This window comes from Methylobacterium sp. E-046, assembly GCF_022829625.1.
GTDB lineage: Bacteria > Pseudomonadota > Alphaproteobacteria > Rhizobiales > Beijerinckiaceae > Methylobacterium > Methylobacterium longum.
In genome coordinates, this window is record NZ_JAKSYP010000183.1 from 151,942 (window position 1) to 175,709 (window position 23,768).

Consider the following 23,768-nt stretch of genomic DNA (forward strand, 5'->3'; position numbering starts at 1 on the left):
CATCGCGGACTGGCTCAGTCCTCGTCGGGCTCGGGTGTCCGGCCGGCCGTGCCGCGGTAGCCCGTCGCCAAGACGTAGAGCTCGCTGGAATCGGCGCGGCTGGCGGCCGGCTTGACGTGACGGACGGTGGCGAAGTCGCGCTTCAGGTCGGTCAGCAGGGCGCTCTCGGTGCCACCCTGGAGCACCTTGGCGAGGTAGGCGCCGCCGGGCGCCAGGATCTCGCGGGCAAATTCGGCAGCGGTCTCGGCCAGTCCGATAATGCGCAGGTGGTCGGTCTTCTTGTGGCCGGTGGCGTTGGCCGCCATGTCGGACAGCACGAGATCGGCCGCCCCCCCGAGCAGAGCGGTCAGCTTGTCCGGCGCTTCGGCATCGAGGAAATCCAGGGTGATGAACTCGACACCGGCCATGGGCTCGATCTCGAGGAGATCGATGCCGACGACGCGGCCGGACGGTCCCACGACGCGCGCGGCGACCTGCGACCAGCCCCCCGGGGCCGCGCCGAGATCGACGACCCGCTGGCCGGGCCGCAGCAGCTTGTAACGCTCATCGATCTCGATGAGCTTGTAGGCCGCCCGGGACCGATAGCCCTCGCGCTTGGCCCGCGCCACGTAGGGATCGTTGAGCTGGCGCTCCAGCCAGCGCTTCTGCGACAGGGTCCGGCCGCGGCCGGTCTTCACCCGCTGCTTCAGTTCCCCGCGCACGCCGCCGCCGGAACTCGCGCCGCCGCGCCGGTCGGTCATCGCGAGATCCTCATCGCACCGGCTTCCTGTTCCAGACGCCGTCCTCCCGCATCATGTTCATCAGCAATCCCTCGCGCAGCCCCCGGTCGGCGATGCGCAGGCGCTCGGCCGGGAACGCCCGGCGGATCGCCTCCAGGATCGCACAGCCCGCGAGCACGAGATCGGCCCGGTCCCGGCCGATGCAGGGATTGTCGGCCCGTTGTTCGAGGCGGGTGTCGAGCAGATCGTCGATCGCGGTCCCGACCTCGCCGTCCGTCATCCACAGACCGTCGACCCGGCGGCGCTCGTAGCGCGCCAGCCGCAGGTGCATCGCGGCGATCGTCGTGACGGTGCCGGACGTCCCGAGCAGGTGGAAGCGCGGCGCCGTCGCGGCGGCGGCGGCGCGGAGCGCGAAGGCGGACAGCTTCTCGGCCACCTCCTCCACCATGCCCTCGAACATCCGGCGCGTGACCTCGGCGCCGCCGTGGCGCTCGGCGAGGGTGACCACGCCGACCGGAAGCGAATCCCACGCCCGGATCCGCAGGGTGGGGTCGGTGGACGGGTTGGCGGCCGCGCCGTCGAGCCACGCGATCTCGGTGGAGCCGCCGCCGATGTCGAAGATCACGACCGATTCCGCCAGCGGGTCCGCGAGGGCCGCGCAGCCCGTGACGGCGAGATAGGCCTCGGTCTGGCGATCCACGATCTCGAGGTCCAGACCGACGCCGCGTCGGACGCGCTCGACGAAGGCCTCCCCGTTCACGGCCAGGCGGCAGGCTTCCGTGGCGATCACCTTGGCCCGCTGCACCCCGCGGGCCTGCATCTTGGTCCGGCAGATCCGCAGCGCCTCGACGGTCCGTTCGATCGCCGCCTCGCTCAGGCGGTCCGAGGTCCCGAGGCCCTCGCCGAGGCGGACGATGCGGGAGAACGCGTCGATCACCCGGAAGCCGCTGAACGTCGGCTCGGCGATCAGCAGGCGGCAATTGTTGGTGCCCAGATCGAGCGCTCCGTAGGCCGCCCGACGGCGATCGCGGCCCGGCGGGGGGGCTGGCGCGTGGAGCGGCGCGGCGCCGGTCTGGGGTCGGGACGGCGCGGCCGCGGCGGTCTCGTCCCTCATCGGCGCGGCCGTCGATCCTTCGGGTCGGCCGGGAGCGTCGCGCTCGGCCTTGATTGATCTGTGACCCTACAGGCTCGGCGGGGAACTGCAACGTCCGATCGCAGCCCCGATCAAGCCACCGCCTTCATGGCGCTGGCGCGCCGCGGGATGGGGCGCAGGAGACTTTTGACCTGCGAGTAGGGGCGGGGCCGGTTGATCACCTCGTCCAGGCGAGACCACAGGGTCTTGGGCGAAAACGGCTTGGCGATGACCTCGTTGACGCCGAGCGCCACGGCCCGGTCCACGACGTTCCGGCGCGGCTGGGCCAGCATCAGGATGATCGGGATGGTGGGGCAGGGGGACGTCGTCGGCGTGCGCGCGAGCCGGATGAATTCCTCGCCCGACAGAATCGAGAGGTCCCAGTCGATGATGCTGATATCGGGCTTGCTCTCTGCCAGGACGCCGAGGGCTTCGGCTCCGTCCGGAGCCTCGAGGACGCGCTTGATCCCGACGCGCATCAGCATGTCGCGCACGATTCGGCGAATGTAGAGGCTCTCGTCGACGACGAGGGCGGAGAGATCGGGAAAGGTCGGAGTTGCGATCATAAAGCGGCCGGCCTTACAGGACGTCCACCAAGCTAGCCGGACAGCGTTTGCGTTTCGCTAACGTCCTCGTTCGAATGAGAAAGACCTGAACGCCCGCGTCCAGACGCCCCCGTTGTTTGCCGCAAGAAAGTAACGAAACGGGCGCGTTTGGGCCAAGAAGGTCCTTGCGGTCAAGGCCCGATTGCGTCAGGACTGGGGCGTTATTCTTGGTTACCGCGACCTGGGGTAATGATAGTGCGGGGCGTGGGCTGTCTGGGATGGCGCGCACGCGGTATTCGAGACAAGGGCGGCGGACGGTTTTTGCGAGCTTTCTATGGGACGTGGTCGTGATTTCAGGGGGCCGCAGAAGCGCGGCTTCGACGAGAGTGGCGAGCCGAGATGGCCTGATCAAGCTCCCCCCAGCGGCGGTTTCGGCGGCGGGTACGGTGGTGGTGGCGGCGGCGGTTTCGGCGGCGGTGGCAGCGGTGGCGGCTTCGGTGGGGGCGGCTTCGACCGCGGCCCGGCCCGGGGTGCGGCGCCGGTCGCGACCGGCCCGGAGCGTGATGCCACCGTCAAGTGGTTCAACAAGGAGAAAGGCTTCGGCTTCGTCGAGCTCGGTGACGGCTCGGGTGATGCCTTCCTCCACATCCGCGCCGTCGAGGCAGCCGGTCACGCCGATCTCCTTCCGGGCACCCGCCTGTCGGTGACCACGGCTCAGGGCCAGAAGGGCCCGCAGGTGACGAGCGTCACCAGCGTCGACACGTCAACGGCCGAGGCGCCCGCGCCCCGGCGTGAACTGCGACCGCGGACTGGTGGCTACGGAGCCGGCGGTGGCGGCGGCTACGGAGCCGGCGGCGGTGGCGGCTACGGAGCCGGCGGCGGCGGTGGCTACGGTGGGGGTGGTGGCGGCGGCGGTGGCCGATTCGCGAGCGGCCCCTCCGTGGAGATGAGCGGCACCGTGAAGTGGTACGATCCCGCCAAGGGCTTCGGCTTCGTCTCGGTGAACGACGGCGGCAAGGACGTGTTCGTCCACCGTTCGGCCCTGTCGCGGGCCGGGCTCGAGTCCCTCGCCGAAGGCCAGCAGGTCACCCTGGCCGTGGTTGAGGGTCAGAAGGGCCGCGAGGCTCAGAGCATCAACGTCGAAGATTGAGAGCGACGCGGCGGCCGCCGAGCCGCCGCGATCCGGGAAACACTGCAGGGCGGCGGCTCCGACGGGACCGCCGCCTTTGCCGTTTGAGGTCAACGATGCATTGTGCTCTGCTGCCGATTCTTCTGATCCTGATCACTGGAAACGCGCGGGCGGAAGACTTCACGGGCTTCTATGCAGGTCTCAACGCCGGCTACGGCTGGGGGCGGGACCACCACGGCCCCGTAACAACCCCCGATGCCCGCAGGGTGATCGACGAACGCAGTGCCGGGCCCGGCCTGCCTCCGAGCGCTTCGGAGGCGTCCGCTTCGGTTCGCGGACCCGAACGGATCGGTGCAAAGACGCGTCCGGGGCGCTGATCGGGCACGGACCAGGGCCGGGCCTGCGCGGGAAGCACGGGCTTCTCGGGAGTCGGCGTCCGCGCGGGCAGGGTTCCGGCATCGCACCGGCTCGCCCGCGCGCCCATCGCGATGCGCGCTGCACGGCGTCTTCGAGTTCCGCCTAAACGCTTCCGCACACACTGGAATCGTTCCGGAACATAGCCGTTGCGCCCCGGCCGCGGCCGCTGCTAGGTCGCGGCATGGGCTCACGGAATCGAGAGGCCGCGCCATGAGCGCCCGTGTGATGCCGACCTTGGCCGGTCGACTGGCCGTGGCGGGCCGCGTGATCCTGGCGGCCCTCGGCGGCTACGGCGTCGCCGCCCTCGCGACCGGGTTTCTCGCGCTGGTCCTCCCGGGCCCCAAGGCCGAGGCCGTCTCCGCGGCGACGCTCCTGAGCTTCGCCATCATGGCTGCCGCGGCGATCTGGGTCTTTGCGGCGCGAACGCTCACCACCGCGGCCCTGGCCCTCAGCGTCGTGGCCGCCGTGCTGACCGCAGCCCTGTGGCTCGCGGGCGGCCTGAATGGCGGAGCCGCCGCTTGAGCCGATCGGGAAGCTTCCGCCAATCGATGGCGTGGCTGCACACGTGGTCGGGCCTCGTCGTCGGATGGGTGCTGTTCGCGATCTTCGTGACCGGCACCGCCAGCTATTATCGCTCCGACATCTCGCGCTGGATGCGGCCTGAACTGGTGGAAACGTCGGTCGATCCCGCGGCGGCCGCGACCCGGGCGGGTGCGTACCTGCGCAAGACGGTACCGGACGCCATGGGCTGGTCCGTCCGCCCGCCCACGACCGAGAACCCCACCGTCGAAGTCTACTGGTGGCGTGACCCGGCGGGCCCGTTCCAGAGGGCTCTTCTCGACCCGTCCACCGGCGAGCTGTCGCGGGCGCGTGATACCGGCGGTGGCGACTTCCTCTATCGCTTCCATTTCGAATTGAGCCTGCCGCCGCTGGCGGGCCGCTGGATTGTCTCGGCCTGCGCGATGATCCTGCTGATCGCGCTGATCTCCGGAGTCGTGACGCACCGGCGCATCTTCGTGGATTTCTTCACCTTCCGGCGCGACCGCTCGATGCAGCGCGGCTGGCTCGATGCCCACAATGTGGCGGGGGTGCTCTCGCTGCCGTTCCACCTGATGATCGTCTACACAGGCCTCGTCACCCTCTCGTCGATGCTGATGCCGTGGGGGATCAAGACGGCCTACGGCGACGATGTCCTCCGCTACTACGCGGAGGCCGGGATCATGTCGCCGGGTCGCCCGCCGGAAGGGCGGCCCGGCACGCCGCTGCCCCTGGGCGCCATTCTGTCGCGGGCGCAGGCGGCCGCCGGCGAAGTGCCGGAGGTGCTGCTGGTCTCCCAGCCCGGCGATGCGGGGGCGACGGTGACGGCGTATTTCGAGGAGCCGCACGGGCTCGCGCATCTTCATCCGCAGATCGTCTACGCGGCCGATACCGGTATCGAGATCGGGCGCGTGGGCGAGGCCGGCGCGGCGACCCGCACGGGCGCCGTCATGGTCGGTCTGCACGAGGCCCACTTCGCGGCGGCGCCGCTGCGCCTGCTCTTCTTCCTCTGCGGCGCCCTCGGCGCGGCGACGGTGGCCAGCGGTCTCATCCTCTGGGCCGTGGCGCGAGCACCGAAGGGGGCCGATCCGGCCGGCTTCGGTTTGCGCGCGGTGCGGATCCTCAATCTCGGCACCATCGCGGGCCTTCCGATCGGCCTCGCGGCCTACTTCCTGGCCAATCGCCTGCGGCCCCTCGGCCTCAATGCCCGCGCCGCCTGGGAGATGGGATGCTTCTTCGCAGCCTGGGCCTGCGCGGGCGCGGGCGCCGCTCTCTGGCCACACGGCAGGGCCTGGACGGCAACGCTGTCGATCGCCGCGCTCGCCTTCCTGGCGATCCCCGTCGTCGACGCCGTGATGGTCGGCCAACCGCGCTTCGTCGGGTTCGACGCGGTGATGGCGATCCTGGGCCTGATCCTCCTGCTGGCCGCCCGGCTGGCCGCGCGCCGCCGTGCGGATGCGCCGCGCAGGACCGCGCGCGCCCTCCAGACCACGGCTAGAGCATGACGGTCGCCGCGCTCGCCCTTTGCCTGCTCCTCGGCTTTTCGGCTTTCTCGTCCCTGGCGCTCAGCCTGGATCGCCATCACCGGGCCGCCTTCCGCACGCCGGTTCCCAAGCGGCGGGCCGGCGGGCTGCGGGCCGCGGGCTGGGCGGGACTTGCCCTGTCCTTCGCGGCCGCCGTCGCCGCGGGGGGCTGGAATTTCGGGCCCGTGCAATGGATCGGATCGCTCACCGGCTCGGCGCTCCTGGTGGTGGCGCTGATGGCCTATCAGCCGGGCTGGCTGCGGATTGCTGCCCTGACGGCGCTACCGCTCGCCGTGCTGATGCTGCCGCTCGTGCTGACGGGCTGAAACCGCAGACGCCGCGGCGCGCGCGGTCACGGCCAGCATCTCGACACGCCGGGCCATCCGCGCGATTTGTCTTCACGCGTCGAATCGATGTCGAATCCGTCCGGAGCGACGGCCCTACGCCTCGGCCGCACCGCCGAATGTGTCCCCTCGCGGCATCGGCCGGAAGGGCGTAGGATCCCTACTCTCGCGCACTGGCCAAAAGTCCATCTTGATTCGGCAGGCCAAAAGCCATTGGCTGTGACCAGAGCAGAACACGGCGCGGCCCGACGAAGTGGCCGCCCGTAAACAAGCTGACGCCCAAGAGCCGCGGTTCGCGAGGCCGGGCCCCAAGGAGGAAACCAAGCCATGAACAAGCCGGAATTCCTCGGCGACGCCAAGGTCAAGTCGCCCTTCTCGGCGCGCTACGAGAACTTCATCGGCGGACAGTGGGTGGCCCCCGCGGCCGGCCGCTACTTCGAGAACACCTCGCCGATCACCGGCAAGGTGATCTGCGAGGTCGCCCGCTCGGACGCGCAGGATGTCGAGAAGGCGCTGGACGCCGCCCACGCGGCCAAGGAAGCCTGGGGCCGCACCGCTCCGGCCGAGCGCGCCCGCATCCTCCTCAAGATGGCCGACCGGATGGAGGAGAACCTCGATCTGATCGCGCTGGCCGAGACCTGGGACAACGGCAAGCCGATCCGCGAGACGACGAACGCCGACATCCCGCTCGCCATCGACCATTTCCGCTACTTCGCCGGCTGCGTGCGGGCGCAGGAAGGCTCGATCTCCGAGATCGACCACGACACGGTCGCCTACCACTTCCACGAGCCGCTCGGCGTCGTCGGCCAGATCATCCCGTGGAACTTCCCGATCCTGATGGCGGTGTGGAAGCTCGCCCCGGCGCTCGCCGCCGGCAACTGCGTGGTCCTGAAGCCCGCCGAGCAGACCCCGGCTTCCGTGCTGGTGCTGATGGAGATCGTCGGCGACCTGCTGCCGCCGGGCGTGCTCAACGTGATCAACGGGTTCGGCCTGGAGGCTGGCAAGCCGCTCGCCTCCTCGCCCCGGATCGCCAAGATCGCCTTCACGGGTGAGACGACTACCGGCCGCCTCATCATGCAGTACGCCTCGCAGAACCTGATCCCCGTGACGCTGGAACTCGGCGGCAAGTCGCCGAACATCTTCTTCGCCGACGTGGCCAACGAGGACGACGACTTCTTCGACAAGGCCCTTGAGGGCTTCACGATGTTCGCCCTCAACCAGGGCGAGGTCTGCACCTGCCCGAGCCGCGCCCTCGTGCACGAGTCGATCTACGACCGCTTCATGGAGCGGGCCGTGAAGCGCGTCGAGGCGATCACCCAGGGCTCGCCGCTGGACCCCGCCACGATGATCGGCGCCCAGGCCTCGGGCGAGCAGATGGAGAAGATCCTCAGCTACATCGACATCGGCCGGCAGGAGGGCGCGCAGCTGCTCACCGGCGGCGAGCGCAACGTCAAGGACGGCGAGTTCGCCGAGGGCTTCTACGTGAAGCCGACCGTGTTCCGCGGCCACAACAAGATGCGCATCTTCCAGGAGGAGATCTTCGGCCCCGTCCTGTCGGTCACGACCTTCAAGGACGACGCCGAGGCGCTCTCGATCGCCAACGACACGCTCTACGGCCTCGGCGCCGGCGTCTGGACCCGCGACGGGACCCGCGCCTACCGCTTCGGTCGGGCGATCCAGGCCGGCCGCGTCTGGACGAACTGCTACCACGCCTATCCGGCCCACGCGGCCTTCGGGGGCTACAAGCAGTCCGGCATCGGCCGCGAGACCCACAAGATGATGCTCGATCACTACCAGCAGACCAAGAACATGCTGGTCAGCTACTCGGCCAAGAAGCTCGGGTTCTTCTGAGCCTCTTCCCGGGTTAACCCCCCGAGACAACTTCAGCCCCGGCCGAAAGGTCGGGGCTTTTTCGCTCGGAGGAGCCGTCACTCGCGGCCGAAGCCGTAGCCGCGACGGGTGCGTCGGCGATCGAGCCCGGCGCCACGGGCCGGCATCGCCGCTGACGCTCGGTACGTCGTCGAGCGGCCAGTCCCCGCCGACCACGCCCGTCGGGTTGTCGGGCGTGACGTCGGGGTTTCCGGCGATACGCCACCGTGCTGGAGGAAGAGCGGTTGTGCCCGGGGCTGGACCCGCAGGCTCAGCGGCTCCGATGCGGCCGGTCCTGCAAGGCGGATCGGCGCGAGAGCGAGGCAGGCGGCAGAGCGGCTGTGCGGCATGGCAGTCTCTCCGGACCGCCCGGCTGAGCCTCGGACCGATCAGACGGCAACGCGCGCGGCGGCGATGTAGAACCATCGTGCATCTTCGCCGGCCGCCGCGCATAGTCAGGTCTCGACAGTGGAGGATGGCATGGGTGCAAACATGACGATCGACGCCGACACGGCCGAACAGGTCGGTGCCGACGGCACGCCCCTGCGGGTCACGGCAACCCCGGCGGCGCTGGCGCTGATCGACGAGTTGCGCGGCGAGTACGGTGCGGTGATGTTCCACCAGTCCGGCGGCTGCTGCGACGGATCCTCCCCGATGTGCTACCCGGTCGGTGATTTCGTCATCGGCGACGGGGACGTCCGTCTCGGGACGGTCGGTGGCGCCGACTTCTTCATCAGCCGGTCGCAGTTCGAGGTCTGGAAGCACACGCATCTGCTGCTGGACGTGGTTCCAGGGCGCGGCGGCATGTTCTCGCTGGAGAACGGGCGCGAGAAGCGCTTCCACATTCGCTCACGCCTGTTCTCCGAGGCCGAGAATCAGGCCCTGGCGGGAGCGTGCAAGCTCTGAGGGGAGGGCAGCGATGGCGACCGTCAAGCTCTGGAGCGATGCCGAGGCGGAGGCCGATCCGCGCGTCAGCGCGGTCTTCGCCGACATCCGCGCCACCCGCGGTTCTGACTTCATCAACAACTTCTGGCGCGGTCTCGCTCACGATGCCGGGTTGCTGGAGCGGACTTGGACCACGCTCAAGACCGTCATGGGCCCGGGGACGCTCGATCCGCTGACCAAGGAACTCGTCTATATCGCGGTCTCGATTGCCAACGGCTGCCCGTACTGCATCCACTCGCACACGGCCGCCGCGCGGACGAAGGGCTTGACGGCTGCGCAGCACGGAGAGTTCCTGGCGGTGGTCGGTATGGCGAACCAGACGAACGCGCTGGTCAATGGCCTGCAGATCCCCATCGATTCCGCCTTCAGGGTGGAGGATACGCCATGAGTTCCGGGTCAGACGCGCGGGGGTTCCGGGTGGTGCACGAGAGTGCGCCGTTCCGCGGCAAGCAGGGGCATGTCTACAGGCCGGCGATCTCCGCCGAGTCCGTGGCCTCCCGGGCGCTGCACATGCAGCTGCTGGAGATCCCGCCGGGCGAGCGCGCGCATGCGCACAAACACGAATCGCACGAGACCGCGATCTACGTCCTGTCGGGCATCTCCGGCTGCTTCTGGGGCGAGCGCTTGGAAAATCATGCGATCGCGGGGGCCGGGGAGTTCGTCTACATCGCCGCGGACGTGCCGCATCTGCCCTACAACCGCAGTGAGACCGAGCCGGTGACGGCCGTGATTGCCCGGACCGATCCGAACGAGCAGGAGAGCGTCGTTCTCCTGCCAGACCTCGAGGCCGGCGTCGACTGGTCGAAGGCCGAGGCCTGAAGGATCAGCGCTGCTCGATCCGCTCGTTGGCGAGGCGCTCGGCACGGGTGCGCTCATCCGCCGAGAGGCCCGACAGCGTCTGGTCGAGCCACGCGTCCGACAGCCCCTGACCTGCGGCCGCGAGATTCCAGGCTGCCGCCTCCACGGTGTTCTTCGCGACCCCACGGCCGACCGCGTAGAGACGGGCGACGCGGTTCTGCGCGATCGCGTTGCCGCGGGAGGCCGCGTGAAGGAAGTAGCGCGCCGCCGCGCGCTCGTCCTTGGTGACGCCGTTCCCGTTGAACAGCAGGATCGCGTACTCGACTTCGCTGGCGAGATCGCCGTTGTCGGCGCCCCGCCGGAACCATTCCGCCGCCTTGACCGGGTCCTTCGGAACGCCGCGCCCCTGAAGATAGAGCACTCCGAGATCGTGCTGCGCCGCGCCGATCTCGGCCTCGGCGGCCTTGCGGAACTGCGTGGCCGCCGCGGCCTCGTCCGCGGCGGCGCCGCTGCCGATCAGGATCAAGCCAAGATTGTAGGCGGCCGTGGGTGAGCCGTGGCCGGTCGCCTGTTCCAGCCAGCGGCGTCCGGCCTTGGCGTCCTTGGCCATCCCGCGCCCGTCGAGGGCCATCAGGCCCAGCGACGACATGGCGGCCGCATCGTTCTGCGCCGCGGCGAGCCGGTACCACTCGGCCGCCTTGACGGCGTTCTGCTTCACGCCGAGGCCCTGGTTGTAGAGTTCGCCGAGCAGCGTCATCGCGGGCGCATCCTTGGGATTCGCCTCGATGCGCTTTGTCGCCTCCCGGAAGGCGGTGACGTACTGGCCGCGCTGATAGGCCCCGTAGGCCAGATCCGGCGGTTGCCCGTTAGCTGGCGGAACGGCGCCCCGCGTGTAGTTGGGCGTGTAGGGGCTCGGCAGTTCAGGCAACGGCTTCTTGCCGGGCTGGACGGCGGCGCCGGCCGTCGCGGGCACGGGATTCCTGGCCGGATCGGGGGGACCGGGGGCCGCCCAAGCCGGCATCGTCAGGGCGCAGGCGACGGCCACGCCCCACAGCGGACGAAGCACGCGTCCCCTCACGCGCCAGCCTCCCGGGCGATTTGAAGGGCCCGGGCAACGATGCCCGGATCCTGCAACCAGAGGCCGCTCTCCAGGCCGACGAACTCCGCGCCGGTTTCACAGAGCCCGGCGATCTCGTCGGCATTCGCGGCGACGGCGACGCACGGCGTCTCGAAGATCTCGGCCCACCAAGTCGCGCGCGCGCGGACCGTCTCCGGATCCGGCGCGATGCCGTCCGGGTAGAGGCCGCCGAACATCAGGTAATCGATCCCCGATTCGCCGGCCTCCATGGCGCCGTGCTTGGTCTCGAGGCCGCCCGCACCCAGGATGCGCCCGTCCGGCAACCGGCCGCGCAGGTCCTTGAGGTCGCGCGGCTTGTCGACGTGAATGCCGTCGGCGCCGCCGCGGACCGCCACCGAGGCGAGATCCCCGGTGAAACCCGGACAGGCCACGACCAGCGCAGCGCCGTGGTCCTGCGCCACCGGCGCGATCTGCTTGATGCGAGCGGTGAGGCTCCGGTCGTCGGCCGGCGCGAGCCGCAGGATCAAAGCCGCGACGTCGCCGGCTCCGCAGGCGGCCCGCAAGGCCGCCAAGAACTCGTCGAGGCCGGCCGCGTCGAGGCCGTGCGGCCCGAGCAGGGTGAGACGCGCGCTGGTGCTCATCGGACCTGCGGCGCCCGCGTCAGCGGGCACCGATCTTCGGATCGAGGGCGCCGCTGGCGTAGCGCTTGGCCATCTCGGCCACGGAGATCGGGCGGATCTTCGCGCCCTGGCCGGCGGTGTTGAACTCCTCGAAGCGCTGCTTGCAGAGCTTGGTCATCGCCTCCATGGCGGGCTTCAGGTACTTGCGCGGATCGAACTCGGACGGGCTCTCCGTGAGTACCTTCCGGATCTGGCCGGTCATCGCCATGCGGTTGTCGGTGTCGATGTTGATCTTGCGCACGCCGTGCTTGATGCCGCGCTGGATCTCCTCGACCGGCACGCCCCAGGTCGGCTTCATCTGACCGCCGTACTGGTTGATGATGTCCTGAAGGTCCTGGGGGACCGAGGAGGAGCCGTGCATGACGAGGTGCGTCGTCGGCAGGCGGCGGTGGATCTCCTCGATCACGTTCATCGCCAGCACCTCGCCGTCGGGCTTGCGGGTGAACTTGTAGGCGCCGTGGCTCGTGCCCATGGCAACCGCCAGAGCATCGACCTTGGTGGCCTCGACGAACTTCACGGCTTCGTCCGGATCGGTCAGCAGCTGGTCGTGGCTCAGCGTGCCCTCGGCGCCGTGACCGTCCTCGGCCTCGCCCTGGCCGCTCTCCAGGGACCCCAGCACGCCCAGCTCACCTTCGACCGACACGCCGGCCCAATGGGCCATCTTCGTGACGTTGCGGGTGATCTCGACGTTGTAGTTATAGTCGGCCGGGGTCTTGCCGTCGGCCTTGAGCGATCCGTCCATCATCACCGACGTGAAGCCGTACTGGATCGCGGTGGCGCAGGTGGCTTCGTTGTTGCCGTGGTCGAGATGCATGCAGACGGGGATGTGCGGGTAGATTTCGACGAGACCGTCGATCAGCTTGGCCAGCACCACGTCGTTGGCGTAGGCCCGGGCGCCGCGGCTGGCCTGCAGGATCACCGGCGAGTCGGTGGCGTCGGCGGCCGCCATGATGGCCAGCCCCTGCTCCATATTGTTCAGGTTGAAGGCGGGCACGCCGTATTCGTGCTCGGCGGCGTGGTCGAGGAGTTGCCGGAGAGTGATGCGTGCCATCGTGCCTGTCTTCCCGTTTGCCGTATCGTTATCCGTCCGATCGCCGATGGCGACGGTAATCTAATCGGTCTCGCCTTCCAGGCTGGCGAGCAGCGCCTCCGCGTCGACGACGCGGACATCGCGCCCCGCAACCGAAGGGCGCTCCGTCGTGAGCAAGGCACGCGCCCTGCTCGGGCCCACCGCCACGGCCGCCTCGACGCGCTCCCCTGTCTCCGTCCGCGACCGAACGATCGTCACCTGCGGCCCCCCGGGCAGCCCGATCTCCGAAGCCTCGCCCATCGACTACGGCACTGACCGGCGGAACCCAAGACCCAGATAGGTGACCACCCGGGGCCTTGAAGAGCCCGCGATCACCGCGCAGTCCTTCGCCCTTAGACCTTCGCCCTCAGCTCTGGGCCCGCAACGCCTCGACACCCGGGAGGGCCTTGCCCTCCAACCATTCGAGGAAAGCCCCGCCCGCGGTCGACACGTAGGTGAACTCGTCCGCCACGCCCGCGTGGTTGAGGGCCGCGACGGTGTCGCCGCCACCGGCCACCGAGACGAGGCGACCGTCCTTCGTGCGCGCCGCGGCGTGCCGGGCGGCCGCTACGGTCGCGGCGTCGAACGGGGCGAGTTCGAAAGCGCCCAGAGGGCCGTTCCAGACCAGCGTCTTCGCACCGTCGATGGCCGCGTTGATCTCGGCGACCGACTGCGGACCCGCATCGAGGATCATGCTGGAATCCGGAACCGCGTCGACCGGCACGGTCTCGTGCGTCGCGTGGGCCTTGAACTCGGCGGCCGCCACGGCATCGACCGGCAGGATGATCCGGCAGCCGGCCCGTTCGGCCGCCGCCAGGATCCGGGTTGCGGTCTCGGCGAGATCCTTCTCGCAGAGGGACTTGCCCACCGACTTACCTTGCGCGTGCAGGAAGGTGTTGGCCATGCCGCCGCCGATCACCAGCATGTCGACCTTGGCGACGAGGTTCTCCAGGAGGTCGATCTTGGACGAGACCTTGGCGCCGCCCACGAGGGCGATCACCGGACGCTGCGGCGATTCCAGGCCCTTCGTCAGGGCCTCGAGTTCGGCCTGCATCTCACGCCCGGCATAGGCGGGCAGGCGGTGGGCCAGTCCTTCCGTGGAGGCATGGGCCCGGTGGGCCGCCGAGAAGGCCTCGTTGACGTAGACATCGCCGTTCGCCGCCAGCGCGTCGGAGAAGGCCGCGTCGTTCTTCTCCTCGCCGGCATGGAAGCGGGTGTTCTCCAGGAGCAGCACGTCGCCGTCCCGGAGGGCCGCGACCGCCCTGGCGGCCTCGTCGCCGACGCAGTCGGGCGCGAAGGCGACGGTACGGCCGAGGGCGCTGCCCAGGGCCGGGACCACCGGTTCCAGCGAGTCCTTCGGCTCACGCTTTCCCTTGGGCCGGCCGAAATGCGCCAGCAGGATCACCTTCGCGCCCTGCTCGGCGATCTCGCGGATCGTCGGGACGACACGATCGATGCGGGTGGCGTCGGTGACCCGGCCGTTCTCCATCGGCACGTTCAGGTCGACGCGCAGGAGGACCCGGCGGCCCTTCAGGGATCCGGCGTCGTCGAGGGTGCGGAAGGCGCTCATGCGGTGCTGTCGAGGTCCTGTGAAGGTCGAAGGATCTTACTGGGTCGTCGTGCCGATCGCGGCCCGCTGCGGCAGCAGGCGATCGAGGTTCAGCCGCTGCACCGCGACCATCAGCACGACGGTCAGGACGGCGGTGATGACGGCAGTCAGGACCAGCGCACCGGTGCTGGGCAGGCGGCGCGTGCGCTCGGAGAGGCCGCGCATCTCCGTCCGCAGGGCCGCCAGGTCGGATTGACGGGCCGCCTCATTCATCCGGTTCGACGCGTTCTCGACCTTGTCTTCGACGCGCGAGAGCAGCGACTCGGAGCGAGCGTACTTGTCTTCGATGCGCGAGCACTTGTCCTCAATGCGCGCAAGCTGATCGAAGAAGTGGTTGGTCGTGAGTGTCTGGGACGATCCAGCGATGACGGGCTCGCCCATCGTGCCGGGCGGGGCGGGAGCCGGTCTCGGCGCGGGCGGCACGCCAGCCGAACCGCTCGACATGCCCTGCGGTGCGTCGGTCATCCCTGGAGGATCCCTGGTTCGAGGAAAGGTCGTCCGATGGAGCGTGGCCCGCCGCCCCGTCCCAGGGGCAGCGGGCCTCGTCGATCACATGAGCTTGGCCATCGCCACGGCCGTGTCGGCCATGCGGTTCGAGAAGCCCCACTCGTTGTCGTACCAGGAGAGGATGCGCACGAAGGTCCCATCCATGACCTTGGTCTGGTCGAGGTGGAAGGTGGACGAGTGCGGATCGTGGTTGAAGTCGATCGACACGTTCGGCCGGTCGGTGACGCCCAGGACGCCCTTCAGCGGGCCCGCGGCGGCGGCCTTGATGGCGTCGTTGATCTCCTTCACCGAGGTGGCGCGCTTGGCCGTGAAGACGAGGTCCACCGCCGAGACGTTCGGGGTCGGCACGCGGATCGCGGTTCCGTCGAGCTTGCCCTTGAGCTCCGGCAGCACGAGGCCGACCGCCTTCGCGGCGCCCGTCGAGGTCGGGATCATCGAGAGGGCAGCGGCGCGGCCGCGGTAGAGGTCCTTGTGCATCTGGTCCAGCGACGGCTGGTCGTTGGTGTAGGAGTGGATCGTGGTCATGAAACCGCGCTCGATGCCCACGGCCTCGTCCAGGACCTTCGCCACCGGCGCGAGGCAGTTCGTGGTGCAGGAGGCGTTCGACACAACGAGGTGCTCGCCCGTCAGCTTGTCGTGGTTGACGCCGTAGACCACCGTCAGGTCGGCGCCGTCGGCCGGCGCGGAGACGAGGACGCGCTTGGCGCCGGCATCGATGTGGGCCTTCGCCTTGTCCTTCGAGGTGAAGATGCCGGTGCATTCCAGCGCGATGTCGACGCCGAGGTCGCGGTGCGGCAGCTCGGCGGGATTGCGCACGGCCGTGACCTTGATGCGCTTGCCGTTCACCACCAGGAACTCGCCGTCGACCGCGACCTCGCCGGGGAATCGGCCATGGACGGAATCGTAGCGGAGGAGGTGGGCGTTGGTCTCCACCGGTCCGAGATCATTGATCGCCACGACTTCGATGTCGCTGCGGCCCGCTTCCGCGATCGCGCGCAGGACGTTCCGGCCGATGCGTCCGAACCCGTTGATGGCTACCTTCGTCACGGCGTCACTCCTTCCTGATGCGGCTCAGCGCGCGCCGGCCCCGCGGAAACGGAGCGGTCTCGGCGGCCCGCCAGCAAGCCGGGCGGTCTGGGCGGGCGGGTTTGAACCTGCGATGAACCGGGCCGGGAGAGGCCGGGCTTCGTCGCCCATGGCCGTCGGATCGGACGGCGCGGCTGAGGCCTCGGGACTGTCGCGGACCGGCCATTCGGCATGTCTCGTGCGGCCCCTCTCGGGAGCGCGCGGCTGTCTAACATGGCGCCTTCACCTGTCAAACGCGAGACCGTGACAAAGACCTTCGATCCACCGACCAATAAACAGGTTCGCGCGTTTCCATCATCCGATCCCAGGGATCCCGGCATCGGATGCCATTTCGGGCTGGAAATCCGGCGGCATTCGACGGAAAGCTACCCGTCGCAGCGGACGTACAGCCATGGCCGACGAGACAGATCCCAGCGCCATCGACGAAGCCCTCGCGCGCCTCGATGCGGCGGTGAACCGCCTGGACGCCGTCGTGACGCGTCGGCTCGAGGCCGCGGCACAGCCGGACGGCCGCGACGCGGAACTCGCCCTGATGGACGAGGATCGCGCCCGCCTCGCCGCCGCCCTGGACGCCGCGAGCGCGCGCCTCGCCGAGGTCACGGCCACGACCGGCGAGGTCGGCCAGCGGCTCGACCGGGCGATCGAGACCGTTCAAGATGTGCTTCATCGCGCCTGATCGGCATGTCCTGACAACCGGAGCGCCCGTCGGAGCCCCCCTTGCCGCAGATCAACGTCACCATCGACGGCCGCCTCTACCGCATGGCCTGCGGGGCGGGAGAGGAGGCTCACCTGACGGGCCTTGCCGAGACCCTGGACGGCCGCATCGGCGAGATGCGCAAGAGCTTCGGGGAAATCGGCGACATGCGCCTGCAGGTGATGGCGGCGCTGACCATCGCGGACGAGCTGGCGGAACTGCGGGGGCGGCTCGCCGGGCTGGAGGCGAACGTCACGGAGCTTCGCGCCGCCGCGGAGGCTGCGGAGCGCGCGCGAGCCGACGACGCCGGACGAGCGGCAGCCGGCATCGGGCGCGCCGCCGAGCGGATCGGCAAGCTGGCTGAGGCCCTCGGCGGACCGGCCTCCCGCGGCTGAGGATCGGGGCCGGGCCATTCTCGCCGGGCCGCGCATCCGCCGGATGGCCGTCGACCCGCCGGACGGTCGCTCCGCGCCGATCGAAGGCGCCGCGTAACCGCTATCCGGTCTCGGCGATGTAGCGCCCGAGCGCGGCGGCCGCGCGGAGCATATGGGCGCGCATGCGCCGGGCCGCTGTCTCGCCGTCGCCTTCGGCGATCGCCGTCAGGATGTCGCCGTGCTCCTCGCGGGAGCGGCGGATCCGGTCGGCGTGGCGCAGCTGCGTCCTGCGGAAGGCTGCGAGCCGCTCCCGGATCGCCAGGGCCTGCTCGGCCATGAAGGCGTTGTGGGTACCCGCGTAGAGCGCCTCGTGGAAAGTCCGGTTGAACCGGTCGTAGGCGTCGAGGTCGCCGGCCTCCACGGCTTCGGCCGACTCCTCGTGGAGCTCCATGAGCCCGCCCCGTTCGAGGGGCGTCATCCGATAGGTGGCGAGGCGGGTGCACATCGCCTCGATCTCGGCGGTGGTCTCGAACATGTCGGCGATGCGCTGCGGCGTCAGCCGCACCACCACGACACCGCGCCGGGGCCGGATCTCCACGAGGCCCGAAGCCGCAAGCTGCCGCAGCGCCTCCCGCACCGGCGTGCGGGAGGCGCCGTAGCGCTGCGCGAGGTTCTGCTCGTCGAGGGCGGTACCGGCCGCGATGGTCCCCGACGCAATGGCGTCCGTGAGCGCGTCGCGGATCCGGTCCGACAACAATCCGCTGTCGATCTTCTGGAAATCACCGTGCATCCGACCCTCCTAGACCATACCGCGCGGCGGCCGCCATTCGTCTGGGCAGACGATGCAGGCATACACCCTCATCCGTCGGGCCGGACACTCAGCCGACGAGGGCCCGCGCCGTCGCGACCAAGACCGAGGGGCCGACGGGATAGCCGGTGCCCGTGTGGAAGGCGGCCGTCGGCGCGTCGCAGGACACCCGCGTCAAAGCGGTCGCCGCAAGCCCCCCGGGCGACGCCGCTTACCCTCCCCATCAGGCCGCCACACGCCCCGGCGCAACGCGGAGTGTCGAGCCCGATCAGCCGCGCCACCGGGGGCGGACCGGCCACCGCGGCGACCGCCTCGACCGATCGGGCCGCCGACGCCACCGATATCGGCCTTCACGCCGAGGGCGATGCCGAGAGGATCACGGGGACCCACGCCGATCAGCGTGCGGGCCGCGGGCTGGGCGACACCCCGGACGACCATCGGCGTTGACCCTCGTGCGGCACCGGCGACGCGGCATCGACGGCGCACGCGGTGGCGCGCGCATGGCGGGGAGCCCCGGATCGTTTCAACCGCCGCACCGAGTATGCAGTATATGAACAGATCGGCAATCGCGCATACCGAACAACGGTCTCAGGTGCTTTCATAATACTGGCACGCGCGTTATGTGATGAGCAGCATACCAACCGGGGGTCGGCAGATGACGGAGTGGCGGGGCGAACGGCAGGCACGGGATGCCCGTATCGCGGCCGGCCGCATCCACGCGGCCGGCAAGATCGTACCGGCCACCGCCGCGGTCGACCTGCTGGAAGCGATCCTGCGGCCCGGTGATCGGGTCTGCCTCGAAGGGGACAATCAGAAGCAGGCGGACTGCCTCGCCCGGGCGCTGAGCGCCTGCGATCCCGAGAAGATCCACGATCTCCACATGGTCCAGTCGGGCATCGTGCTGCCGGAGCACCTCGACGTGTTCGAGACCGGCATCGCGCGCCGGCTCGACTACTCCTATTCCGGGCCCCAGGGCGCGCGCATCGCCCGGATGCTCTACGGCGGCCAGATCGAACTCGGGGCGGTGCATACCTACCTCGAGCTGTTCGCCCGCTACTTCGTCGACCTGACGCCGAACGTGGCGCTGATCGCGGGCGTCTCGGCCGATCGGGACGGCAACCTGTACACGGGGCCGAACACCGAGGACACGCCCACGGTGGTCGAGGCGACCGCCTTCAAGAACGGTGTGGTCGTCGCGCAGGTGAACGAGATCGTGGAGACGGTCCCGCGGGTCGACATCCCGGGCGACCGGATCGATTTCGTGGTGAAGGCCGACAGGCCGTTCTACGTCGAACCGCTGTTCACCCGCGATCCGGCGGCGATGACCGAGACCCAGATCCTGATCGCCATGATGGCGATCAAGGGGATCTACGCGGAGTACGGCATCCGCCGTCTGAATCACGGCATTGGTTTCGGGACGGCCGCCATCGAACTGCTGCTGCCGACCTACGGGGAGAAGCTCGGCCTCAAGGGCAAGATCGCGACGCACTGGGCCCTCAATCCGCACCCGACCCTGATCCCCGCGATCGAGTCGGGCTGGGTCAAGCAGGTCCACTGCTTCGGTTCGGAAGTCGGCATGGACCGCTACATCCGCGAGCGGCCCGACATCTTCTTCACCGGCGCGGACGGTAGCCTGCGCTCGAACAGGGCCTTCTGCCAGACCGCCGGGCTCTACGCCTGCGACATGTTCATCGGCGCGACGCTCCAGATCGACCTGATGGGCCATTCGTCCACGATCACGCAGTCGCGGGTCGCCGGCTTCGGCGGGGCGCCCAACATGGGCTCGGATCCGCACGGCCGGCGCCACCCCACCGACGCCTGGATGAAGGCGGGGCGCGAAGGGCAGATCGTCGGCGATCCGGCGCTGATGCGCGGGCGCAAGCTGGTGGTCCAACTGGTCGAGACCTTCGGCGACAAGCTGGTCCCCACCTTCGTGGAGACGCTGGATGCGCTGGAGCTGGCGAGAAAGATCGGGCTCGAACTTGCACCCGTCATGATCTACGCCGACGACGTCACCCACATCGTCACCGAGGAGGGCATCGCCAACCTCCTCCTGTGCCGCGATGCCGACGAGCGCGAGCAGGCGATCCGGGGCGTGGCCGGCTACACCGAGGTCGGCCGCGGCCGCGACCGGGCCAAGGTCGAGGCTCTGCGGGCCCGCGGCGTCATCCGCCGTCCGGAGGATCTCGGGATCGAGCCGCTCGACGCCGATCGGGCGCTGCTGGCCGCGAAGTCGATCAAGGATCTCGTCCACTGGTCCGGGGGGCTCTACGAGCCGCCGGCTCGCTTTCGGAACTGGTAGGTTGGATCACAACAGTTCCCCTCTCCGCGCGGTGAGGGGCCTTCAAGGAATCGTCGGATGGAATCCCTGACCTTCCGCCACACCACGAAGACGCCGCTGCCCGGCACCCAACCGAGCGCGGTCACCGGCGTGGTGGCCTCCGGCAATCTCGAGGTCCTGCTGGAGCGGGTGCTCCCGCCGGATGCCTGCGAGGTCGCCATCGACACCCCGATCGCCGGCTACGGCGATGTCTGGGCGGCGGTGGTGGCGGACTTCGTCGCGCGGGCGCAGCCCGGCGGCATCCGCATCAGCATCAACGACGGCGGCGCCCGCCCCGACACCGTGTCACTGCGCCTGCTCCAGGGCGCCCGGCTGATGGAGGCCTGACCATGGCGGGTGATCGCGCCGCGAGCATCGATCCGGATGCCCTGAGCTGGTACGAGGCCACCGCCCGCCAGCGCGTGACGGCCCTCGTCGATCCAGGCAGCTTCCGGGAGTTCCTCGGGCCGACCGAGCGGCGCATGAGCCCGCACCTGCCGCTGTTCGACCTGCCCCGCGCCTTCGACGACGGCATCGTGATCGGTCGAGCCGACATCGCCGGCACACCGGTCCTGCTCGCCGCCCAGGAGGGCCGGTTCATGGGGGGTGCCTTCGGCGAGGTGCATGGCGGCAAGCTGGTCGGGCTGCTGCGCGCCGCCCTCGACCTGAAGCCGCGGGCCGTCCTGATCCTGTTCGACACAGGCGGCGTGCGCCTGCAGGAGGCCAATGCCGGCGAGACCGCGATCGCCGAGGCGATGCGCGCCATCGTCGATGTCCGCGCCGCCGGAATCCCGGTCGTCGGACTGATCGGGGGCCGCGCCGGCTGCTACGGCGGCGGCGGCCTGATCGCCGGCACCTGCTCGAGGCTGGCCGTCTCAGAGGGCGGTCGCATCTCGGTCTCAGGACCCGAGGTGATCGAAACCAACAAGGGCGCCGAGGAATTCGACTCCCGGGACCGCGCCCTGGTTTGGCGCACCATGGGCGGGAAGCACCGCCGACTCACCGGCGGTGCCGACGCCTTCTGCGCCGACACGGTCGCGGCCTTCAGGCAGGCGGCCGTCGCGTTGATCGACCGTGCACCGGCCTTCGACCTCGCGGGTTTGGAGGCCGAGCAGGCCCGGCTCGCGGCGCGGATTGCGCGCTTCGGCGATTGCCGCGACGCCACGGAGGTCTGGGCCCGGCTCGGCGTCAACGACCCCGCGACGGTGCCGGGCATGGACACGGCGGCCTTCGAGGCCATTGTGGCCCGGGTCGGGGAGGCCGATCATGACGCTCGCTGAGATTCTCCTCGGCCTGTTCCCGGACGGGCACGCGGTCGCCGTCCGCGACGGGTTGGTGACCGGCAGCGGACCGTTCGGGGACGGCCGGATCCACGTCGTGGGCGTCGACGGCGACGCGCCGCTGGGCATCGAGGGGGCGCTGACGCTGTCGCGCGCCGTGCTCGACGCGGTGCGGGCAGGTGATGTTGCCCCGATCCTGGTCGCCGTCGATTCCGACAGCCAGCGCATGAGCCGGCGGGATGAACTCCTAGGCCTGAACGAGTACCTCGCCCACCTCGCCAAGGCGCTGCTGCTCGCGGACCGGTCGGGACATCCGACCATCGGGCTGATCTACGGCCATTCGGCCGCGGGAGCGTTCATCGCCACGGCGCTCGCCACGCGGGTGCTGGCGGCGCTGCCCGGTGCCAATCCCAGCGTGATGGACTTGCCCTCGGTGGCGCGCGTCACGAAGCTGCCCCTGGAGAAACTGCAGGACATGGCGACGTCGACGCCGGTCTTCGCGCCCGGCCTCGACAACATGGTGGCCACCGGCGCCGTCCACGTCGTCCTCGATCCCGGCAAACCACTCCCCGGCCAGATCGGCGCGCTCATCGCCGGGATGCAGCCGGGGGATGTCCGGGACCGGCTCGGCGAGGAGCGCGGCGGCCGGCCGGTTGCCCGCGCCGTCGCGGCGGCCGTGGCCGATCAGGCTCGCCTTGGCTGAGCCCCTGCAGCGTCACGACCTCGTCCGGGCCGATCCGGCGGCCTGGGCGGCGTGGCTCGCGGCCCACCCCGAACTCGCCGGCCTGCGCCAACTTCGTGGCTGGGCCGATGCGGGTCGCCCGCTGATCGTTCGGCGCCGAATGCCGGGTGAGGGCGACGAGGCGGTCCCGCTGGGCCTGCCCCTCCCGCCCGCGGACGGCAAGCGGCGTATCGCGCTGGCGTTTCCCACGACGGCCCTCACGCCGCTGGCTCGGATCAGCCTGAGCGACGTCGCAGGCGAAGCCCCTCCGGCCTGGCGGTCGACCATCAGGGCTCTCGACGCGATCGGATCGGCCCACGAGATCACGCCGCGGCCGTTCGGCAGTCTGTTGTGGCAGGCCGTGACCGGCCTGACCTACCTGAGCACGACCTCCGATCTCGACCTGCTCTGGCCCTGCCACCGCGGCGTGCCGCCCGGCCTGCTCGAACGGATCGGCGTTGTCGCGGCCGCCGCACCGATGCGCGTCGACGGAGAGATCCTGTTCCCGGACGGTTTCGGCCTGCACTGGCGGGAGTTGCTGGAGGCACCGGCGGGCGGTTCGGTCCTGGCCAAGAGCATGGACCGGCTGACCATTCGGCCCGCCGATCCGCTCCGTGCAGCGACACCCGCATGACTCTCGCGATCCTCCTGTCCGGCCAGGGCGGCCAGCACCCCGGGATGTTCGACCTCACGGCGGACGCTCCCGAGGCGCAGGAGATCTTCGCGTTCGCGAAGCCCCTTTTCGGCGGGGTCGACCCGCGCGACCTCGCCCGGTCCGGCGGCGACCGCCTGCACGAGAACCGCACGGGCCAGATCCTGTGCTGCGTCGCCGCGCTCGCCACCTGGCGCGCCCTCGGCGCGGCTCGGCCGGTTCGCGCCATCGCGGCCGGCTACAGCGTCGGTGACCTCGCGGCCTGGGGCATCGTCGGACGATTGGATCCGGCGGATCTGCTCGGACTCGCCGCGCGGCGCGCGGAGGCGATGGACGCGGCCTCCGGCGCGGGCTTCGGGTTGGCGGGCATCCGCGGCCTGTCCCTCGACGCCCTCGCGGGCCTCGCCGCGGGACGCGGGTGCCATCTCGCGATCCGCAACGCCGCCGACAGCGGGGTCGTGGGCGGCCCGCGCGAGGTCCTGGAGAGCCTGTGCCGGGACGCGCAGGCGTCGGGCGCGCAACGGGCGGTGGTCCTTCCGGTCCACACGCCCTCGCACACGCCGCTCCTCGCTGCGGCCACGGATGCGTTCCGGGCCGCGCTGGCCGCGACGCCGCAGCGCCCGCCGCCGCCCTCCGCACCCCGCCTCCTCAGCGGACTGGACGGCGCGGCCGTCTTTCGTGTCGCGGACGGTCTCGAGAAGCTCGCGCTCCAGATCTCGCACGCGATCGATTGGGCGGCCTGCCTGGAAGCCTGCCGCGAGTTCGACGCGGACCGCGTGCTCGAGCTCGGCCCCGGCCACGCCCTGGCCACCATGGCGCGCACCGCGCTCCCGGAGGCCCGAATCCACGCCGTCGATGAGTTCCGGTCGCTCGCGGGCGTGATCGACTGGCTGCGCCAGGATTAGGTCCGGCATCCTCGTCTTGCGAGATCT

General features: G+C 70.2%; 29 protein-coding genes. 17 read left to right on the plus strand and 12 right to left on the minus strand.

Translation table 11 applies throughout. The annotated features are described in order from the left end of the window. Window positions 1–14 precede the first annotated feature (14 nt). The 3 genes from MKK82_RS19050 to MKK82_RS19060 all read right to left on the minus strand — a co-directional run bounded on the left by MKK82_RS19050 (window position 15) and on the right by MKK82_RS19060 (window position 2,417). On the minus strand, window positions 15–740 hold the full coding sequence (locus tag MKK82_RS19050; protein WP_238286463.1) for an RlmE family RNA methyltransferase: 726 nt from the start codon (window positions 738–740) through the stop codon (window positions 15–17). Window positions 741–750: 10 nt separating this feature from the next. Further along, window positions 751–1,833 (minus strand): Ppx/GppA phosphatase family protein, encoded by a 1,083-nt coding sequence (locus tag MKK82_RS19055; RefSeq protein ID WP_238286465.1) that lies wholly within the window; start codon window positions 1,831–1,833, stop codon window positions 751–753. 110 nt (window positions 1,834–1,943) lie between these two features. Next, window positions 1,944–2,417 (minus strand): response regulator, encoded by a 474-nt coding sequence (locus tag MKK82_RS19060; protein ID WP_238286466.1) that lies wholly within the window; start codon window positions 2,415–2,417, stop codon window positions 1,944–1,946. Window positions 2,418–2,730: 313 nt separating this feature from the next. Between MKK82_RS19060 and MKK82_RS33985 the strand changes: the two genes are divergently transcribed. The 8 genes from MKK82_RS33985 to MKK82_RS19105 all read left to right on the plus strand — a co-directional run bounded on the left by MKK82_RS33985 (window position 2,731) and on the right by MKK82_RS19105 (window position 9,979). Further along, a complete protein-coding gene (locus MKK82_RS33985) occupies window positions 2,731–3,546 on the plus strand; it encodes a cold-shock protein (RefSeq protein WP_279603116.1) in 816 nt (271 codons plus the stop codon). Window positions 3,547–4,152: 606 nt separating this feature from the next. Continuing rightward, window positions 4,153–4,464 (plus strand): iron transporter, encoded by a 312-nt coding sequence (locus MKK82_RS19075; RefSeq protein ID WP_238286467.1) that lies wholly within the window; start codon window positions 4,153–4,155, stop codon window positions 4,462–4,464. Continuing rightward, entirely contained in the window at window positions 4,461–5,984 is a 1,524-nt protein-coding gene (locus tag MKK82_RS19080; RefSeq protein WP_313902102.1) for a PepSY-associated TM helix domain-containing protein, read from the plus strand. Before MKK82_RS19075 ends, MKK82_RS19080 begins: the two co-directional genes overlap by 4 nt. Further along, window positions 5,981–6,328, plus strand: coding sequence for a DUF3325 domain-containing protein (locus MKK82_RS19085; protein ID WP_238286468.1), 348 nt, complete (start codon window positions 5,981–5,983; stop codon window positions 6,326–6,328). Before MKK82_RS19080 ends, MKK82_RS19085 begins: the two co-directional genes overlap by 4 nt. Before the next feature lie 345 nt (window positions 6,329–6,673). After that, window positions 6,674–8,197 (plus strand): aldehyde dehydrogenase, encoded by a 1,524-nt coding sequence (gene adh, locus MKK82_RS19090; RefSeq protein WP_238286469.1) that lies wholly within the window; start codon window positions 6,674–6,676, stop codon window positions 8,195–8,197. 498 nt (window positions 8,198–8,695) lie between these two features. After that, window positions 8,696–9,121, plus strand: a complete 426-nt coding sequence (locus tag MKK82_RS19095; protein ID WP_238286470.1) for a DUF779 domain-containing protein — start codon at window positions 8,696–8,698, stop codon at window positions 9,119–9,121. Between the two features lie 13 nt (window positions 9,122–9,134). Then, complete coding sequence (locus tag MKK82_RS19100; protein ID WP_238286471.1) at window positions 9,135–9,548, plus strand: carboxymuconolactone decarboxylase family protein; 414 nt, start codon at window positions 9,135–9,137, stop codon at window positions 9,546–9,548. After that, complete coding sequence (locus MKK82_RS19105; protein ID WP_238286472.1) at window positions 9,545–9,979, plus strand: cupin domain-containing protein; 435 nt, start codon at window positions 9,545–9,547, stop codon at window positions 9,977–9,979. The genes MKK82_RS19100 and MKK82_RS19105 overlap by 4 nt, the downstream gene beginning before the upstream one ends. Window positions 9,980–9,983: 4 nt before the next feature. Here MKK82_RS19105 and MKK82_RS19110 read toward each other — a convergent pair whose 3' ends face one another. The 7 genes from MKK82_RS19110 to gap form a co-directional block, all read right to left on the minus strand. After that, on the minus strand, window positions 9,984–10,979 hold the full coding sequence (locus tag MKK82_RS19110) for a sel1 repeat family protein (protein WP_238286597.1): 996 nt from the start codon (window positions 10,977–10,979) through the stop codon (window positions 9,984–9,986). A 53-nt stretch (window positions 10,980–11,032) separates the two neighbouring features. After that, window positions 11,033–11,677, minus strand: a complete 645-nt coding sequence (locus tag MKK82_RS19115; RefSeq protein ID WP_238286474.1) for a thiamine phosphate synthase — start codon at window positions 11,675–11,677, stop codon at window positions 11,033–11,035. Window positions 11,678–11,696: 19 nt separating this feature from the next. Next, window positions 11,697–12,767 (minus strand): class II fructose-bisphosphate aldolase, encoded by a 1,071-nt coding sequence (fba, locus tag MKK82_RS19120; RefSeq protein WP_243986464.1) that lies wholly within the window; start codon window positions 12,765–12,767, stop codon window positions 11,697–11,699. A gap of 60 nt (window positions 12,768–12,827) precedes the next feature. Then, window positions 12,828–13,046 (minus strand): hypothetical protein, encoded by a 219-nt coding sequence (locus tag MKK82_RS19125; protein ID WP_238286476.1) that lies wholly within the window; start codon window positions 13,044–13,046, stop codon window positions 12,828–12,830. Window positions 13,047–13,152: 106 nt separating this feature from the next. Beyond that, complete coding sequence (locus MKK82_RS19130) at window positions 13,153–14,355, minus strand: phosphoglycerate kinase (protein WP_238286477.1); 1,203 nt, start codon at window positions 14,353–14,355, stop codon at window positions 13,153–13,155. Window positions 14,356–14,391: 36 nt separating this feature from the next. Beyond that, complete coding sequence (locus MKK82_RS19135) at window positions 14,392–14,859, minus strand: hypothetical protein (protein WP_243986466.1); 468 nt, start codon at window positions 14,857–14,859, stop codon at window positions 14,392–14,394. 84 nt (window positions 14,860–14,943) lie between these two features. Then, complete coding sequence (gap, locus tag MKK82_RS19140; protein WP_238286479.1) at window positions 14,944–15,948, minus strand: type I glyceraldehyde-3-phosphate dehydrogenase; 1,005 nt, start codon at window positions 15,946–15,948, stop codon at window positions 14,944–14,946. Window positions 15,949–16,378: 430 nt separating this feature from the next. Between gap and MKK82_RS19145 the strand changes: the two genes are divergently transcribed. Both MKK82_RS19145 and MKK82_RS19150 read left to right on the plus strand, forming a co-directional pair. After that, window positions 16,379–16,663: a DUF4164 family protein gene (locus tag MKK82_RS19145; RefSeq protein ID WP_238286480.1), complete on the plus strand. Its 285-nt coding sequence runs from the start codon at window positions 16,379–16,381 to the stop codon at window positions 16,661–16,663. A gap of 41 nt (window positions 16,664–16,704) precedes the next feature. After that, the gene (locus tag MKK82_RS19150) at window positions 16,705–17,076 is read left to right on the plus strand and encodes a cell division protein ZapA (protein WP_238286482.1); all 372 of its coding nucleotides are present in this window, start codon (window positions 16,705–16,707) and stop codon (window positions 17,074–17,076) included. A 100-nt stretch (window positions 17,077–17,176) separates the two neighbouring features. Here MKK82_RS19150 and MKK82_RS19155 read toward each other — a convergent pair whose 3' ends face one another. Next, window positions 17,177–17,845, minus strand: coding sequence for a GntR family transcriptional regulator (locus tag MKK82_RS19155; RefSeq protein ID WP_238286484.1), 669 nt, complete (start codon window positions 17,843–17,845; stop codon window positions 17,177–17,179). Between the two features lie 68 nt (window positions 17,846–17,913). Beyond that, window positions 17,914–18,201, minus strand: a complete 288-nt coding sequence (locus tag MKK82_RS34440; protein ID WP_353959781.1) for a hypothetical protein — start codon at window positions 18,199–18,201, stop codon at window positions 17,914–17,916. Here MKK82_RS34440 and MKK82_RS19160 point away from each other — a divergent pair. The 7 genes from MKK82_RS19160 to MKK82_RS19190 all read left to right on the plus strand — a co-directional run bounded on the left by MKK82_RS19160 (window position 18,119) and on the right by MKK82_RS19190 (window position 23,741). After that, a complete protein-coding gene (locus tag MKK82_RS19160; protein ID WP_238286486.1) occupies window positions 18,119–18,310 on the plus strand; it encodes a hypothetical protein in 192 nt (63 codons plus the stop codon). The two genes, MKK82_RS34440 and MKK82_RS19160, sit on opposite strands and share 83 nt — an antisense overlap. Before the next feature lie 208 nt (window positions 18,311–18,518). Next, a complete protein-coding gene (gene mdcA, locus MKK82_RS19165; RefSeq protein WP_238286488.1) occupies window positions 18,519–20,165 on the plus strand; it encodes a malonate decarboxylase subunit alpha in 1,647 nt (548 codons plus the stop codon). 57 nt (window positions 20,166–20,222) lie between these two features. Beyond that, window positions 20,223–20,531 (plus strand): malonate decarboxylase acyl carrier protein, encoded by a 309-nt coding sequence (mdcC, locus tag MKK82_RS19170; RefSeq protein WP_238286490.1) that lies wholly within the window; start codon window positions 20,223–20,225, stop codon window positions 20,529–20,531. A 2-nt stretch (window positions 20,532–20,533) separates the two neighbouring features. After that, window positions 20,534–21,463 carry a biotin-independent malonate decarboxylase subunit beta gene (locus MKK82_RS19175; RefSeq protein ID WP_238286492.1) on the plus strand — a complete coding sequence of 310 codons (930 nt, stop codon included), beginning with the start codon at window positions 20,534–20,536 and terminating at the stop codon, window positions 21,461–21,463. Beyond that, window positions 21,450–22,166, plus strand: coding sequence for a biotin-independent malonate decarboxylase subunit gamma (gene mdcE, locus MKK82_RS19180; RefSeq protein WP_238286493.1), 717 nt, complete (start codon window positions 21,450–21,452; stop codon window positions 22,164–22,166). The genes MKK82_RS19175 and mdcE overlap by 14 nt, the downstream gene beginning before the upstream one ends. Further along, the gene (gene mdcG / locus MKK82_RS19185; protein WP_238286494.1) at window positions 22,159–22,818 is read left to right on the plus strand and encodes a malonate decarboxylase holo-[acyl-carrier-protein] synthase; all 660 of its coding nucleotides are present in this window, start codon (window positions 22,159–22,161) and stop codon (window positions 22,816–22,818) included. The genes mdcE and mdcG overlap by 8 nt, the downstream gene beginning before the upstream one ends. Next, a complete protein-coding gene (locus MKK82_RS19190) occupies window positions 22,815–23,741 on the plus strand; it encodes an acyltransferase domain-containing protein (protein WP_243986468.1) in 927 nt (308 codons plus the stop codon). Before mdcG ends, MKK82_RS19190 begins: the two co-directional genes overlap by 4 nt. The last annotated feature ends 27 nt before the right edge of the window (window positions 23,742–23,768 follow it).